Source organism: Limnothrix sp. CMB-01 (assembly GCF_055193175.1).
Window position 1 is genome coordinate 403,513 of the sequence record NZ_CM143720.1, and the last position, 15,487, is coordinate 418,999.

Annotated in this window: 11 protein-coding genes; 10 read left to right on the forward strand and 1 reads right to left on the reverse strand. The window is 54.0% G+C overall.

The features are described from left to right. Positions 1-145: 145 nt before the first annotated feature. The 8 genes from uvrA to ACZA91_RS01690 all read left to right on the forward strand — a co-directional run bounded on the left by uvrA (position 146) and on the right by ACZA91_RS01690 (position 11,407). A complete protein-coding gene (uvrA, locus tag ACZA91_RS01655; protein ID WP_463184377.1) occupies positions 146-3,148 on the forward strand; it encodes an excinuclease ABC subunit UvrA in 3,003 nt (1,000 codons plus the stop codon). A 126-nt stretch (positions 3,149-3,274) separates the two neighbouring features. Continuing rightward, positions 3,275-4,210, forward strand: coding sequence for an N-acetylmuramoyl-L-alanine amidase (locus ACZA91_RS01660; RefSeq protein ID WP_463184379.1), 936 nt, complete (start codon positions 3,275-3,277; stop codon positions 4,208-4,210). A gap of 59 nt (positions 4,211-4,269) precedes the next feature. Next, complete coding sequence (locus ACZA91_RS01665) at positions 4,270-5,058, forward strand: DUF1997 domain-containing protein (protein WP_463184380.1); 789 nt, start codon at positions 4,270-4,272, stop codon at positions 5,056-5,058. A gap of 870 nt (positions 5,059-5,928) precedes the next feature. Further along, a complete protein-coding gene (gene ssuD / locus ACZA91_RS01670; RefSeq protein WP_463184382.1) occupies positions 5,929-7,098 on the forward strand; it encodes an FMNH2-dependent alkanesulfonate monooxygenase in 1,170 nt (389 codons plus the stop codon). Positions 7,099-7,200: 102 nt separating this feature from the next. After that, positions 7,201-8,220 carry an aliphatic sulfonate ABC transporter substrate-binding protein gene (locus ACZA91_RS01675; protein WP_190527853.1) on the forward strand — a complete coding sequence of 340 codons (1,020 nt, stop codon included), beginning with the start codon at positions 7,201-7,203 and terminating at the stop codon, positions 8,218-8,220. A gap of 151 nt (positions 8,221-8,371) precedes the next feature. Next, a complete protein-coding gene (locus ACZA91_RS01680) occupies positions 8,372-9,211 on the forward strand; it encodes an ABC transporter permease (protein WP_199858116.1) in 840 nt (279 codons plus the stop codon). Between the two features lie 148 nt (positions 9,212-9,359). Then, positions 9,360-10,106, forward strand: a complete 747-nt coding sequence (locus ACZA91_RS01685) for an ABC transporter ATP-binding protein (RefSeq protein ID WP_190353790.1) — start codon at positions 9,360-9,362, stop codon at positions 10,104-10,106. A gap of 80 nt (positions 10,107-10,186) precedes the next feature. Continuing rightward, positions 10,187-11,407: an acyl-CoA dehydrogenase family protein gene (locus ACZA91_RS01690; RefSeq protein ID WP_190527855.1), complete on the forward strand. Its 1,221-nt coding sequence runs from the start codon at positions 10,187-10,189 to the stop codon at positions 11,405-11,407. 238 nt (positions 11,408-11,645) lie between these two features. On the opposite strand, the gene ACZA91_RS01695 is transcribed toward ACZA91_RS01690, so the two are convergent. Continuing rightward, complete coding sequence (locus ACZA91_RS01695; protein WP_463184385.1) at positions 11,646-13,211, reverse strand: mechanosensitive ion channel; 1,566 nt, start codon at positions 13,209-13,211, stop codon at positions 11,646-11,648. Positions 13,212-13,232: 21 nt separating this feature from the next. On the opposite strand from ACZA91_RS01695, the gene ACZA91_RS01700 reads away from it, so the two are divergent. Then, positions 13,233-13,424: a hypothetical protein gene (locus tag ACZA91_RS01700; protein WP_463184387.1), complete on the forward strand. Its 192-nt coding sequence runs from the start codon at positions 13,233-13,235 to the stop codon at positions 13,422-13,424. 552 nt (positions 13,425-13,976) lie between these two features. After that, positions 13,977-15,419 (forward strand): DUF3370 domain-containing protein, encoded by a 1,443-nt coding sequence (locus ACZA91_RS01705; RefSeq protein ID WP_099532843.1) that lies wholly within the window; start codon positions 13,977-13,979, stop codon positions 15,417-15,419. Positions 15,420-15,487 lie beyond the last annotated feature (68 nt).

The following is a 15,487-nucleotide window of genomic DNA, read 5'->3' on the forward strand; positions in this document are numbered from 1 at the left end:
CGGCGACAGCGCCAACGAATCCCGCTTCCCATCGTTCAATTTTGCACGCGACCCTTGACCGTTGCGCCGCCGCCCACCCCGATCGAACGCTAGGATAAAGAGCGCTATTTTCGATTTGCTGGCGTTTGTTGCGGTGGTTGCCCCCATGGCTAGTTCTGCTAATTCCCGTCCCCATCCTGATCGCCAGCCGCAGTCTCCCGAAGTCCGCGAGCGGATCCATGTGCGCGGCGCAAGGCAACACAACCTGAAAAATCTTGATTTGGAGCTGCCGCGCAACCAATTAATTGTGTTTACGGGGGTGTCGGGATCGGGAAAATCTTCGTTGGCGTTTGACACGATCTTTGCAGAGGGTCAGCGGCGCTATGTGGAGTCCCTGAGCGCCTATGCAAGGCAGTTTTTGGGACAGGTGGATAAGCCCGATGTGGACGCGATCGAGGGGCTGAGTCCGGCCATTTCGATCGACCAAAAATCCACCAGCCACAACCCCCGATCGACCGTGGGCACGGTGACGGAAATCTATGACTATTTGCGGTTGCTCTATGGGCGGGCCGGTGAACCCCATTGTCCCGTTTGCGATCGGGGAATTGCGCCCCAAGCGATCGATCAAATGTGCGATCGGGTGATGGAACTGCCCGATCGGACTCGGTTCCAAATTCTGGCCCCGGTGGTGCGCGGCAAAAAAGGAACCCACAAAAAACTGCTATCGAGTTTGGTATCCGAAGGCTTTGCACGGGTGCGAATTGATGGGGAAGTACGCGAACTGAGTGATGCGATCGAACTGGACAAAAACAAATTTCACGACATTGAAATTGTGGTCGATCGCCTAATTAAAAAAGAAGGCATCCAAGAGCGGCTCGTTGACTCCTTGCAAACTTGCCTCAAACATGCGGGCGGGGTGGCTGTGGTGGATATTTTGCCCGCTGCCCATGCGCCGGATTCCGGAGCCAATGGCACAACCGCTGCGGATTCGACCAATGGGGCGGCTAATTCCGAAACGGCAACAGAATTGCCCCAATCTTTGGTTTTTTCTGAGAATTTTGCTTGCCCTGAACACGGCGCAGTGATGGAGGAATTGTCGCCGCGACTCTTTTCGTTTAATTCGCCCTATGGGGCTTGTCCCGCTTGTCATGGATTGGGATTCTTACGCACCTTTTCCCCAGAATTGGTGATTCCTGATCCCAAGTTGCCGGTCTATGCAGCGGTGGCCCCTTGGTCAGATAAGGACAGTACCTATTACCTATCTTTGCTGCACAGTGTGGGGCAGGCCTTTGGGTTTGAAATTCAAACGCCTTGGAACCAACTCAGCGAAGAACAGCAACAGATCTTGTTGTACGGCACGGATAAACCGATTTGGATTGAAACGGATTCCCGATTCCGAGAACGCCAGGGCTATCACCGAAAGTATGAAGGGATCTTGCCGATTTTGGATCGACAATATCGCGAATCCACCTCTGATCAATACAAACAAAAGCTAGAGCAATATTTAGTCGATCAAGCTTGCGAGGTTTGCCAGGGTCAACGGTTGAAACCGGAGGCACTGGCCGTGCGCTTGGGGCCCTACCGAATTATTGATTTAACCAATGTGTCGGTACGGGAAGCCTTGGCGCGGGTGCAACAACTCACGGGCAGCATTGATGGACGATCGCTCCTGTCAGAACGGCAACAGGCGATCGGGGCCTTGGCGCTGAAGGAGGTGGAATCGCGGTTGAAGTTTTTGATCGATGTGGGGTTGGATTATTTGACCTTGGATCGATCGGCGGCGACCCTTTCCGGCGGCGAGGCCCAGCGGATCCGCCTAGCCACCCAAATCGGTGCAGGCTTGACGGGGGTGCTCTATGTGTTGGATGAACCGAGCATTGGTCTGCACCAGCGGGATAACGATCGGCTGTTGGCCACCCTCACCCGGTTGCGGGACTTGGGCAACACGCTGATTGTGGTGGAGCACGATGAAGACACGATTCGGGCGGCGGATCACTTGGTGGACATTGGCCCCGGCGCGGGCATCCATGGGGGCGAAATTGTGGCCCAAGGTTCCCTGGCGGATTTGCTGAAGGCGGAAACCTCCTTAACGGGGGCCTATCTGTCCGGGCGGCGGCAAATTTGCACCCCGGCCGAGCGTCGATCGGGCAATGGCCTGAGCCTGAAAATTTTGGATGCCTACCGCAATAATTTGCAGCACGTGAGCGTGGAAGTGCCCTTGGGCAAATTTGTTTGCGTGACGGGGGTGTCTGGTTCCGGCAAGTCCACCTTGGTGAATGAGCTGCTATTGCCTGCGCTCTATCACCACCTGGGTCACAAGATTCCGTTTCCGGCGGATTTGGGCGATATTCGCGGCCTGCAACATATCGACAAGGCGATCGCGATCGACCAATCCCCGATCGGGCGCACGCCCCGCTCCAACCCCGCCACCTATACGGGCGCGTTTGACATCATCCGCGACGTGTTCACCCAGACGATCGAGGCCAAAGCGCGGGGCTACAAAGCCGGTCAGTTTTCCTTTAACGTCAAGGGCGGCCGCTGCGAGGCCTGTGGCGGCCAGGGCGTGAACACGATCGAAATGAATTTCTTGCCCGATGTCTATGTGCAGTGCGAAGTCTGCAAAGGCAAGCGCTACAACCGAGAAACGCTCCAGGTGAAATACAAGGGCTACTCGATCGCTGACGTGCTGGAAATGACGATCGATGAGGCGCTGGAGGTGTTCCAAAACGTGCCGAAAGCCGTCAGTCGCCTGCAAACCCTCTCCGATGTGGGTCTGGGTTACATCAAGCTCGGTCAACCGGCCCCCACCCTCTCCGGTGGCGAGGCCCAGCGGGTGAAGCTGGCCACGGAACTATCCCGCCGAGCCACGGGCAAAACCCTGTATCTGATCGACGAACCGACCACGGGCCTTTCGTTCTATGACGTGCATAAGCTACTGGACGTGGTGCAACGGCTAGTGGATAAGGGCAACACGGTGCTGGCGATCGAGCACAACTTGGACTTCATCCGGTGCGCCGATTGGGTGATTGATCTGGGGCCCGAAGGGGGCGATCGGGGTGGGCAAATCATCGCCACCGGCACACCGGAACAGGTGGCGGTGAATCCGGTTTCCCACACGGGACGCTATCTCAAGCTCGCCCTGGAGCAGCACCCTCCCAGCGGCGAATGATGTTCAAATTGGGTGGCGATCGCCCCCCGCCAGACAACTGCCTAGGGGCGATCGCCCAGTCGCCGCTCCCTCAATGCAACGGCTAGACTGATTAGCAGCCTGAGAGACCCGAGGAGACTGGATTCAATGAAATATGGGATTGACATGGGCCACAACGCGGCCCCCGACACTGGCGCAGTGGGCATCAAAAAAGAAGATGACCTCACGATCGCCGTCGGCACAAGGGTGATCAGTCAACTGCAAGCCTTGGGTCATCAGGTGGTGAACTGCACCCCCAAAAGCGCCTCCAGCGTCATGGACTCGCTTTCCAAGCGTTGTTCCACCGCCAATGCCAACAATGTGGATTTATTTGTCTCCATCCACTTCAACAGCTACAACGGCCGCACCAGCGGTTCTGAAGTTTGGTATGCCAGCAATTCTGGGAAGAAATTTGCCCAACCCGTGCTCACGGAAATTCTGAAACTGGGCTATGTCAACCGTGGCATCAAAGAGGGCAACTTCTACGTGCTAGCCCATACGGATATGCCCAGCATTTTGGTGGAATGCTGCTTTGTGGATTCCGCCGATGATATGAAGCGGTTTGACCCAGACCAAATGGCGCGGGCGATCGTGGCGGGCGTGACCGGCGGCCAAACGGCCACCACGCCGCCCCCGACCGCCAGCGACCCAGAAATTGTGAAATTGCAGCAGGCCCTTAACCGGTTGCAGGTTTACGCCACACCCACGGGCCAGCCCTTGGCCGCCGACGGCAAGCTAGGGCCCCAAACCAACCAGGCGAAACAACGCCTCAAAACCATCTTTGCCATTTCGCCTGCGGAAACGGAAGCCAGCAATCGCGCCATGTGGGAAGCGATCACGTCGATCACGGTCGATCGCGTTGTGTTGCGACCCAATCACGGCTATGGCCCGGCGGTGCGCTATTTACAATTCCGATTGAATATTCCGCCCACGGGGTTATACAGCGACGCAACGGTTAGCGCAGTGCTGGCCTATCAAAAAGCCCAAGGGTTGACAGCCGATGGGGTGGTGGGCCCAGCCACCTGGGGCAAATTGGTTCCCTAGGCCAGGACGTTGGGCGATCGAGCAGGCTATAGTCTCCAAGGTGTTGATGTTGCATGGCTATGCGTTCTACCCCTGACTGGTCACCGGAATCCGATCCCAACGAGGGGCGATCGGACGATGCGGCCCTTAAGGCGCAAGACCCGTCAATCAATATTCACAACCCACAGCAGACCGTTCAAAGTAGCGATCGGGACGGTTTCCAGAATGACGCGCAGAAGGGTGCTCAAAACGCCCAACCGGACTCCGATGCCGAGGATGACAGCGATGGGCCCATGCGGTTCTATAACCGCTTTGAGGACTACATGGAAATCGCCGCCGCCCCGGAAACCTTTGCCAACTACCTCGATGGACATCAGGAGTGGTTTCACCGCTGTGCTCATCCAATGCAGGTCAACCCGATCGACCAAAACAGCTATGCCATCACGATCGGACACTTTGGCGCATTTGACTATTACGTGGAACCGAAAGTGGGCCTCGAACTCCTGCCGCCGGAACAGGGCGTTTATGGCATCCGCACCGTACCCGTGCCCGACTATGACCCACCGGGCTACGCCGTAGACTTCCAGGCCGCCATGAAACTGGTGGCGGTGGACAATCCCGACGAAGCGGCCGAGCAACCCGTGAGTACCCACGTCACTTGGACGCTGGATTTGAATGTGGATGTGTGGTTTCCGCGCTTTATTCGGGTTTTGCCCCAAGGATTGATTCAAAGAACGGGCGATCGACTGCTGGGGCAAATTGTCCGCCAGGTGTCTCGCCGGTTAACGGCTAAGGTACAAACGGATTTTCATGAGTCCCAAAATTTGCCGTTTCCCCAGCAATTGCAACGCAACCGCAGCTTCTTTTAGCAACTTTTTTTAGCAGCTTTTCTAACAGGTCTTCTTCAAGGGTTTTCTCAAGCACTGATTTTCTCAAGCATTGAGAAGAGACCCAGGCAGCAGACCAGAGGCTTAGTTCAGGGATCCAGACAAGGGGTTTAAACCCCTTGTCTTTGTTTTTGATCGTTTCCCAACGCCAGGATCAGCACATTAGGAATTGGCTAACAACCTTTGGCGTTGGCGATCGCGCTGGAAATCACACTAATCGCACTAAAGGTTAGCGGGTTAGCCCGTGGGTGAGCAATGCCCACCGAATCGTTGCTTCATGGCATCTGCCATATGGCGTGCCAATTATTTTAGATCAAGGCTGTATCGGCAGAAAGATTATTTTTGTAGCTTGAAATACTAGACAAAAACAGGCAATTAATCTAAAGCGAGTGATGCATTAGCTACTGTGCCGATCGAAACGTGAAAGCACCTAGCCCACTTCAGAAAAATACAAAGCACGAGAGATTTTTAGTTTAAATACATTCGCAAAAGCCTTACGGAGCAAGACACACAGCAATTTGACATCGAGAATAAAGTTCTGATTTTTCAGGCCTTCACTCGACGCTTGTTCGATCGACTGAAGGAAATATTCAAAACTGAACTTGCATAATTCTTGAGATCTGTGTAATATTCTTTCGAGAAAAATACGGTATTCCGATCTGAATATCGTATTTTATAAAACATGGCTTCAATTCATAGGCATAGACCAAGCATATGAGCCAGCCATATCGGTCAGCCCCATTCACCTGGAGCCGCCAATTAAACCAGCCACGAGATGCACGCTTTTGAACTTCAAAAGCGTTTGCGCTCCGGCCTCATCCCCACCTTTTGATTGAACGTGAGTAGCCAACTGTGAATGTCCTTTGGTTTATTCCAACCTATGGTGATGGACGCTACTTGGGGACGAATATTGGCGGTCGTCCTTCAGATTTCGCCTATCTCAAACAGCTTGCTCAGGCGATCGATGCCCTACCGTTTTCGGGAGCACTATTGCCCACAGGGCGGGCCTGCGAAGACGCATGGGTTGTTGCCTCGGCACTCATTGCCGTAACGCAGAGGATGAAATTTTTGGTAGCCGTGCGACCCGGACTCACGCTGCCGGGTGTGGCAGCACGCATGGCCGCCACGTTCGATCGCCTCTCTGGGGGCCGACTGCTGATCAATGTTGTTACCGGTGGCGACCCTGTGGAATTAGCAGGCGATGGCCTGCACTTAGCCCACGACGATCGCTACGCCCTCACTGACGAGTTTTTGACAGTTTGGCGCAAGCTGCTGCTTCAGGAAACCGTGAACTTTACCGGTAACCACATTGATGTGCGCGGTGGACAGCAAGTTTTCCCACCACTGCAAAAACCTTATCCGCCCCTATGGTTTGGCGGCTCATCAACTGCCGCGCACCGGGTCGCAGCCAAACACGCCGATACCTATCTGACTTGGGGCGAACCGCCAGCCGCCGTCGCTCAAAAAATTGCTGATGTTCGACAACAGGCCGAATCCCAAGGGCGATCGGTACGATTTGGAATTCGGCTGCATGTGGTGGTGCGAGAAACAACATCCGAAGCCTGGGCAGCCGCAGAAGACCTACTGCGTTACGTGGACGAGTCAGCAGTGGCTCGCGCACAGGCGGATTTTGCTCGCATGGATTCTGAAGGCCAGCGTCGCATGACCCATTTCAATCGCGGCAGTCGAGAGTCCCTGGAAATCTCTCCCAACCTTTGGGCGGGTGTTGGCCTGGTGCGCGGAGGAGCCGGAACAGCGTTGGTTGGCGATCCCGAAACAGTTGCCGAACGCCTACGGGAATACGCGGACTTGGGCATTGATTCCTTCATTCTCTCGGGCTACCCCCACTTGGAAGAAGCCTATCGCACAGCGGAGTTGTTACTGCCTCGACTCCCCCTGGCTCCCGTTGAACAACAATCCACCCAACATCTAGTCAATCCCCTGATGTTTGGCCCCTTTGGCGATGCCTCAGCCCAGAGCTTGCGCGATCGTTTGCCCTCTCCCCAATCAGTACCGGTTTAGTTCATCCGCTGGCAAGCGCTAGGAATTCCAGCAAGAAATCGTCATCGCCGTTTAACCAACACTGTCAATCCGTCAAGTCCTCCATCTGACCAGGAGCTAAGCATGAGCAGTCAAAGTACAGTTGTTCGTTTCATTGCCAAAACCTTCAAGCTTCCTAAATGGTTGCTAAGTCTTGCCCTGGTTTTCATCGTTTCCGTGGGATGCAGCAATGCAACCAAAGCAGACTTGCCCAAATCCATTCGATTAGATTACGCCTATTACAATCCTGTGAGCCTTGTTCTGAAAGAAAAGGGCTGGGTTGAGTCGGAATTTGCAAAAGATAAAATCCAAGTTGAATGGGTTTTAAGTCAGGGTAGTAACAAAGCCTTGGAGTTCTTGAATGCTCGTAGCTTAGACTTTGGCTCAACGGCTGGAGCTTCCGCCCTGATTGGGAAAGCGAATGGTAATCCCATCAAGTCAATCTATACCTATTCCAAACCCGAATGGGTGGCCTTGGTCACCAAGGGCGAGTCATCAATTAAAAGTGTTTCGGATCTCAAAGGCAAGAAAGTTGCTGCAACCCGGGGCACTGATGCCTTCATTTTCCTGCTGCGCTCCCTGGATCAAGTGGGACTGAGTGATAAAGACGTGACAATTATCCCGCTGCAACACGCAGATGGTCGTGCTGCCCTTGAAAAGGGTGACGTTGATGCTTGGGCCGGCCTAGACCCGCATATGGCAAAAGCTGAATTGGAAAGTGGCGCTCGTTTGTTTTCCCGCAATCCTGAATTCAATAGCTATGGCGTACTGAATGTTCGGGAGGAATTTGCACAACGTTATCCACAATTAGTTGAACGTGTGCTTCGAATCTACGAACAAGGACGGCAATGGGCACAGGAAAATCCGGAAGAATTAAAAGCAGTTCTTGTCAAGGAATCCAAGCTGAGTCCTGCCGTGGCGGCCAAGCAACTGGAGCGAACTGATCTTTCAAATTCAGCCATTGGCGGGCAACAGAAGAATGCCATTGTGGCAGCGGGGAGCGTCCTCAAGAAAAGTGGCATTATTTCAGAGTCGATCAACGTCAATCAGGTTGTAGATAGTCTCATCGATCCCCAGTACATTGATCAGATTGTCAAAAAATAATTGACTGATTCCGAGAGTTGGCTTGACTAAGCTATTGAGTAATCATGAGTAGTCATGAGTAGTCAATTGACGGCTGAAAGCAAGTCAACTCTAGAATCAGACTGGTCAGGCAAATCCGGAAATATGAACCTAGTTGAGGCTTGTCAGAACAGTGACCACCACCATCAAAAGGCAATCTGAGATTAGACGACTGCGGCCCAATCAGAAAATTCGCTGGCGGGATTCATCCATCTTCCAAGGAGGAATTTTGCCAGTAGCTCTACTGCTGACTTGGGAAGTTCTTTCGCGACTCAGCATCTTTCCAGAAAACTTGATGCCTGCGCCATCAGTTGTTTTGCTAACACTTTGGCAACTGACAGTTGATGGTCAACTTTTTGGGCATATTGGCATCACGCTTTACAGGGTGCTTTTGGGGTTTTTGATTGGTGGTGGTCTCGCAACCATTATTGGTGCTCTGACAGGGTACTTTCGAGTTTTTCATCAATTGTGCGATCCCCTGTTGCAGGCACTGCGGAGTATTCCATCCCTGGCTTGGGTTCCTTTATTTATTCTTTGGCTAGGTATTCAGGAGCCTTCAAAAATAGCCCTGATTGCAGTGGGAGTTTTTTTTCCAGTTTATCTAAATCTGATGACGGGAGTTCGAGAGGTCGATCGCAAGCTGGTTGAGGTTGGCAAGGTATATCGATTAAGCGATTGGGAATCTATTGTGCGAGTTTTTATCCCAGCCACGCTACCAGCTTATTTAGTTGGGTTACGAAGTGGACTGGGATTGGGATGGATGTTTGTGGTTGCTGCTGAAATTATGGGTGCCAGCCAAGGTTTAGGGTTTTTGTTGGTTGATGGACAGGCCACCGGGAGACCTTCAATTATTTTGGGCAGCATTTTGCTATTCGCAATCATTGGGAAGACCACGGATTTGATTCTTCTGATTTTTGGTAAGCGTCTCTTGTATTGGCAGGATGTTTATGGATCGAGTGAGCAATCTGTTTAGAGCATTGTCCAAGAACGAAAGCATGAAGCATTGTCAAACTATGATGCGGAATTTTTGAAATTTGGGATTCCCAGAATTTGAATGAATTTGAGCCTCAGTTGGATTGATGAACCTGAATATGACTCGCCGTGAGTGAGGGCTATTGAACATGCTAAAAATTGATGGAGTTGGAAAACAGTTCAGAAATGGTTACATTGCCATTGACAGAATTGACTTGACGCTAGAACCGGGTGAAATTGTTGGATTAGTCGGTGCTAGCGGCTGTGGCAAAAGTACTCTGCTGCGAATTATTGCCGGTCTAGAGCATCCGAGTCTGGGGCAAGTTCTGATTGATGATGAAGTGATCCGAAAACCACATCCCAAGGTGAGCACGATCTTTCAGGAACCGCGCTTAATGCCTTGGTTGACAGTTCGTCAAAATATTGCCTTTGGCTTGTCAAAATTACCGCCCCCAGTTCGTGATGAGCTGACCACTGATGCCATTGCACGGGTTGGTTTATGCCAGTTTGCGGATGCACTTCCTCGACAGTTATCAGGTGGGATGGCGCAGCGTGTGGCGATCGCCCGTGCTTTAGTGACTCGTCCATCGATTCTTTTGCTGGATGAACCATTTAGCGCCTTGGATGCGTTTACTCGCCTCAAGCAACAAGATCATTTGCTGGATCTGTGGCAAGAGAATCGCCCAACTTTGTTACTCGTAACCCACGATGTTGAAGAGGCGGTGCTACTCAGCGATCGAGTGATTGTTTTGCAATGTCCTGGACGGGTTTATCGAGAGTTCACCATCGATTTACCACGTCCTCGATCGCGCACGAGCCTAGAATTTCAGCGTTGGAAGATCGAAATTCTAGATGCACTCAACTTTTCTAGGGAGCTACAGTTGGCAAATCGTTAAACCCAAATCTCAGAGCTACTTGAGTTGGCTTGCTGAATAAATTGCAGTTGATGACCGATTTCCCGATCGCCAAGGACATTATGACGAACTTAAGACCTGAAAGATCTAGTGTTTTGGTTAGCGATTGGACTGAGCAAAACCGGCTTGACCCGTTGGCAGTTGCTCGATCTTTAGCAGAAGATTTTTCGACAACGGTAATTGAGCGAGACGCAGCCGGCGTGACTCCCCTGCTTGAGCGCAATTGCCTACGTCACAGCGGACTCTTGAAGCTAATCATTCCCAGCTCTGCCGGTGGCTGGGGAGAAAGTTGGATTCTGGCAATGCGAATTAGTCGCGAATTTGCCAAGGTAGATAGCTCGATCGCCCATATTTACTCCTACCACAACTTGGGAGTGATCATTCCTTACCTATTTGGAACTGTTCAGCAGCGAGATTATTACTATCAAGAAACTATTCAACAGAATTGGTTTTGGTGTAATGCGCTCAATCCCCTAGACCACAATCTCAAGTTAAGTCGAGAGGGTGGGATCTATCGCCTGAATGGATTTAAAACATTTTGTTCAGGAGCCAAAGACTCGGATATTTTGCCGACCATGGCCACTGAAGAAGCATCCGGCAAGCAGGTCATTGCCATTTTGCCTACGAGACGTGCTGGAATTGAGCTGCAAAATAATTGGGACAATATTGGGCAACGTCAGACCGATAGCGGCAGCGTTGTTTTTAACAATGTTTTGGTGAAGCCGGAAGAAATTTTGGAAGACCAAACTCAAGTCAATCAGCCATTCCGAACCATTCGGGCCTGTTTGACACAACTCAACTTAGCCAATATTTACTTAGGAATTGCACTGGGGGCGTTAGATAGCGCCAAGCTTTACACTCGCCATTGCACTCGTCCTTGGCCCACTGCCGGAGTGCCCACCGCTGGCGACGATCCCTATATCCTTCAACGATATGGTCAATGGTGGGCTGGGTTGGAGGCGGCTACGGCGCTTTGTGACCGGGCGGCTGAGCGCTTGCAAAACGCTTGGGATCGCAGTTGGGCCCTGTCATCGGAGGAGCGAGCTGAGTGCGCCCTGGCAATTGCCTCGGCTAAGGTGGTTACCCACCAGGTTGGATTGGATGTGACGAGTGGAATTTTTGAGGCGATGGGTGCGCGATCGAGCAGTCGATGCTACGGGTTTGATCAGTTCTGGCGTAACCTCCGAACCTTCACGCTTCATGATCCGATTGATTACAAGATCAAAGCCCTTGGCGATTGGGTTTTGAATGAGCGCTTACCGAAGCCTGACTTTTATCTTTAGGGTTTTTATCTTTAGGTTTTTAGGCTAGGGTTTCGGGTTTCTGAAGACTAACCGCAAGAATGCACCAAGCATTTCTGTCCTAGTTTTGCCGGGTGGGACAAGGGGTTTAAACCCCTTGTCTTTGTTTTTGGTCATTTCCCAACGCCAGGATCAGCACATTGGGAATTGGCTAACAACCTTTGGCGCTGACGATCGCGCTGGAAATCGCACTAATCACACCAAAGGTTAGCGCTTGAGGTTAGCGCTTGAGGTTATTGATCCATTCGCGGAGTTGCTCGCTGGCCACATCACGGCCGCCCAAACCGAAGGCGATCGCGCTGGCCACGGCCACTGCGCCCAAGATCAAACCAAAGGCCAGGTTCACAATATCCGGGGCAATTCCCATCTGTTGCAGCGCCATGGCCCCCACCAACACAATGATCGCCAACCGGGCCACTTGAGCCAGCAGGGTGGCTTGGCGAGAGCCGGGCATGGCAATCACTCGGTAAGCCAAGTTAGCCAGATACAGGCCCACGGCAAAAATCAAGGCTCCGACGAGCACTTGACCGAGGATGGTGGTTAGCCCCGCAACAAGGGCTGTCAGTTCCGGCACTTTCAGGCTGTCGATCGCGGCGATCGCGGCAAACAGCATGATGCCCACCAGGGTGATGATCCCGGCAATATCCGAAGGAGACTTGGCCCCCACGGTCATGGGCAGCCCTAAGGCGAGGGGCATGTTGTTGAAGCCCACACCACTCAGGAAATTGCTGACCAAACTGGCCACAAACCGCCCGATCGCATAGGCGATCGCCAGAATGATCACGGCCCGCAGAATGTACGGAATTGCCAGCAGAATTTCATTCAGCATGGCCACGGCGGGTTCCGAAATGGCCTGGATTTGCAGCTCTTGCAAAACCGAAATGGCCGTGACGATCAAAATCACCGTGTAGGCAATGGTTCCCGCAATCCAAGACAGACTTTGGGTTCCTGCCAATCCGCTGAGGCCAATGCGGTAACCGAGGCGATCGACCCCTGCCGATCCCAGGAAGTTGGTCAACACCACCCGCACCAGTCGAGCAATGAACCAACCGATCGCCCCCACCAGCACCGCCTTAAAGATTCGTGGCAGCGCTTCTAGCACCTGAGCCACGGCCCCTTGAATTGGCTCCAGCGGCCCTTGCAAGGCCAAGGCATCCAGCACAAAAGGCAGGAACAGCAGCAGAATCAGCCAGTAGAGGATATTGCCGAGGGTTTCGTTCAGCAGAATCGGACTGCTGCCGCCCATTTGACTCGCCAAGCGATCGTCTAGGGAAAAGCGCTGTAGCCCTCGGGTGAGCAGCAGTTTCACTACCGTGGCCACAAGCCAAGCCAGCGCCGTGAGAATTAGGGCGCTAAAGATACGCGGGGCATAGCCCAGAATTTCCCCTAAAAAGCGCTGAAGGGGAGTTGAAGCCGCCTGCAGACCGACCGCATCCAGGAAAACCAAAATGGCAAAGAGCATGATCGTCCAAAAGGCGATCGCCCCGGCCCAGTTTTCGATCGGGACAAGGGTGGCATCGTTAGCCGACTGACCCGACAGCCAACCCGACAGCCGCCGCCCCACATCCAATCGGCTGAGGAGGTGGCGCACCACACTGGCCACCAAAATAGCCAACAGCCAGCCCACCAACAGGGCCACCAGCCCCCGCACCAGGCCATTCAAGAAGGGGGCCACATCCGGACTCGTGCCCGGAATTGGGGGCACTTGGGCCGAATAAAGGGCCGCAGCCCCGGGCAAAGCAAGGGCTGGGGGCATAGAAACGATTTGCCAAATTGCGATTGTCATGGATTGTGATGCTCCAGTGGAATGCACCTGAAGGGATGGAAGGGCCACCACGATCGGGCTGTTACCCTTGGCCCCGCCCCAAGTTTGGGGATTGGGGGACGGTTGGCCGATCGCGGCGATCGCTGGGCCCCCATGGGCGAAACCCACTGGGGGCCAATTGGGGCCACCAGCACCATTCCATCAGGCTTCAAAGCACAGCTAGTAACGGGTTGAGCCGCCTTGGCCGTTGCGATACCGTAAGGCTAACAGATGGATTACGGAAGGTCTCTGGGGAGCCAGCGGTTCAAGGGGCCCGATCGCGCCGTTGGCTGGCGGTGGCCAACAGGCTCAAAACTTGCAAACAGGCGGTTGTTGGCATCCTGGGCGCGGGATCAGGTTTCTGGAGATCCGTCCGGGGGCATTCACCCCCCAATAGAAAATGTTAAAGTTTGGGGCGTTTCTCTCAGGATTTCGATCAACAGAAAACGCCGGCAGTCCACAATTCTCCAACGGTCTCCGCCGTCTTCTGTGGTTCACTGAGGTTTCAGCCCCTTTCACCCCGGGTTTCTCGATCGCTGACCCCCTCAAGCAACCCCGATCCAGGCATACTGGTCAACGGCTTAAAAATCGCCCTTTGCCAGTTAATCCTCCGTCGGCCGGCCGGTGCATGGAATTGGATCCATCAGCGTTTTGCTCTGTTTTTCTGGGCCGAAACAGCGGCTAATGGCCGTCTGTGCCTCAGGTCATGCCCGCACCACTCCATTCCTAGTATTTGCCTTCGAGTCCATGCTCTCTCTGCTCCTTGGCTTGTTTCCGCTCCAGGTGGGGCCCGTCGCTCAACTGCCCCCGATCGAACAGGCCGAACCCGATTCCCCAGGGAACCGGGAGGCCGCAGAAGATGAAATTTTGGCTCCGCAGCCCGTGCGGCGGCGAGAGATTACCCAGCGCCATCAGGTGCGATCGCTCCCCGGGCGGCTGGACAACGTGCCGGTTTTTAACAGCAACAGCCCCGAAGTGGTGCTGACGGAAGGGATTTTGCTGTCCACTTTTCCGGCCAACGGCATGGCCGTGCCTTCTGCGCACCTAAACTATGCCTTTCAGGGGCGGTTTGATATTTTTTCGCATCACATTTCCCGGGCGGCGGCCTATCAGGAAGGGCGCACGCTGTTTCAGGGCGTGATGGTCTATAACCCGGGGCCGCGCACCGTTGAGGTGAACATTCGCGAATCCGCGAGCTATATCAGCCGGTTTGAAGCGCCCTTTAAACCCTTGCCGGCCTATCTGGAAGACCCGATCGGGGCAATCTATTCTGGCTCTGGCAGCCGCGTGGTGGGGGATGTGTTGCGCGGTCGGCGGCGGGGCCTGCTGCGATCGAATCTGCGGTTAGGGCCTCGGGAAGCAGAAATGGTGGTGAATTCCCCGATTCCAGTGGGCAAAATCACCCCCTCCTCCAATACTCGATCGACCCTGATTCGGGCCGAGTCCAATGGGCCGGTCTATCTGGCCAGTTTGGCCATGTTCTCGCCCAAAACCCCCGACGGCCGCGAACAAATTCCCAGCCTGCGGGAGTGGCAATACCTGCTGGTGCGCAGCGGTCTTTCGGGCCCGCGTGATGTGGCTCCCACCTCCTTGAGCTTGGCGGAAACCAGTGCTCGATTCTTCTATGGCCGAGTGGCCGGCGTGGCCAAAGGGTCGCGCTGGGAGGCCACCCTCACGGATCCGGGGGTGAATGAGTTGCGAGTGCCTACCGATGGCGGGGCCATTTCCTACCCGATCGCCACCTTGCCCCGAGGAACATTGGGCACGCGCCAGGTTCAAAGTGCGCCCATGGTGGCTCGCTATCCCGACACGGCCTATCTGGCCCACGGTAATTACGGGGTGCAATATAGCTTGACCTTGCCCTTAACCAATCGCACCGGCAGCCCGCAACAGGTGGCGATTTTGTTTCAAACTCCTTTGAAGGAAGACGGGCCGAGCGATCAACTACGATTTTTGGAGCCGCCCGAAGAGCGGGTCTTTTTCCGGGGGCCCATTCGGTTGCAGTACCAAGATGATTTGGGCAATCCGATCGATCGCTTCATCCATGTGGTGCAACATCGGGGTGAACAGGGGCAACCCCTCGCCACCTTGAACCTACGACCCGGTTCCAAGCGGGTGGTGCAGGTGAATTTTCTCTATCCGCCCGATGCCACACCGCCCCAAGTGCTGACGGTGCAATCCATCCGTTAGGGGCGATCGTCCCTGCATCGTCGATTTGGATTTCTGGGCAACGGCCAGCCCTATCATTCGGGGGAAGC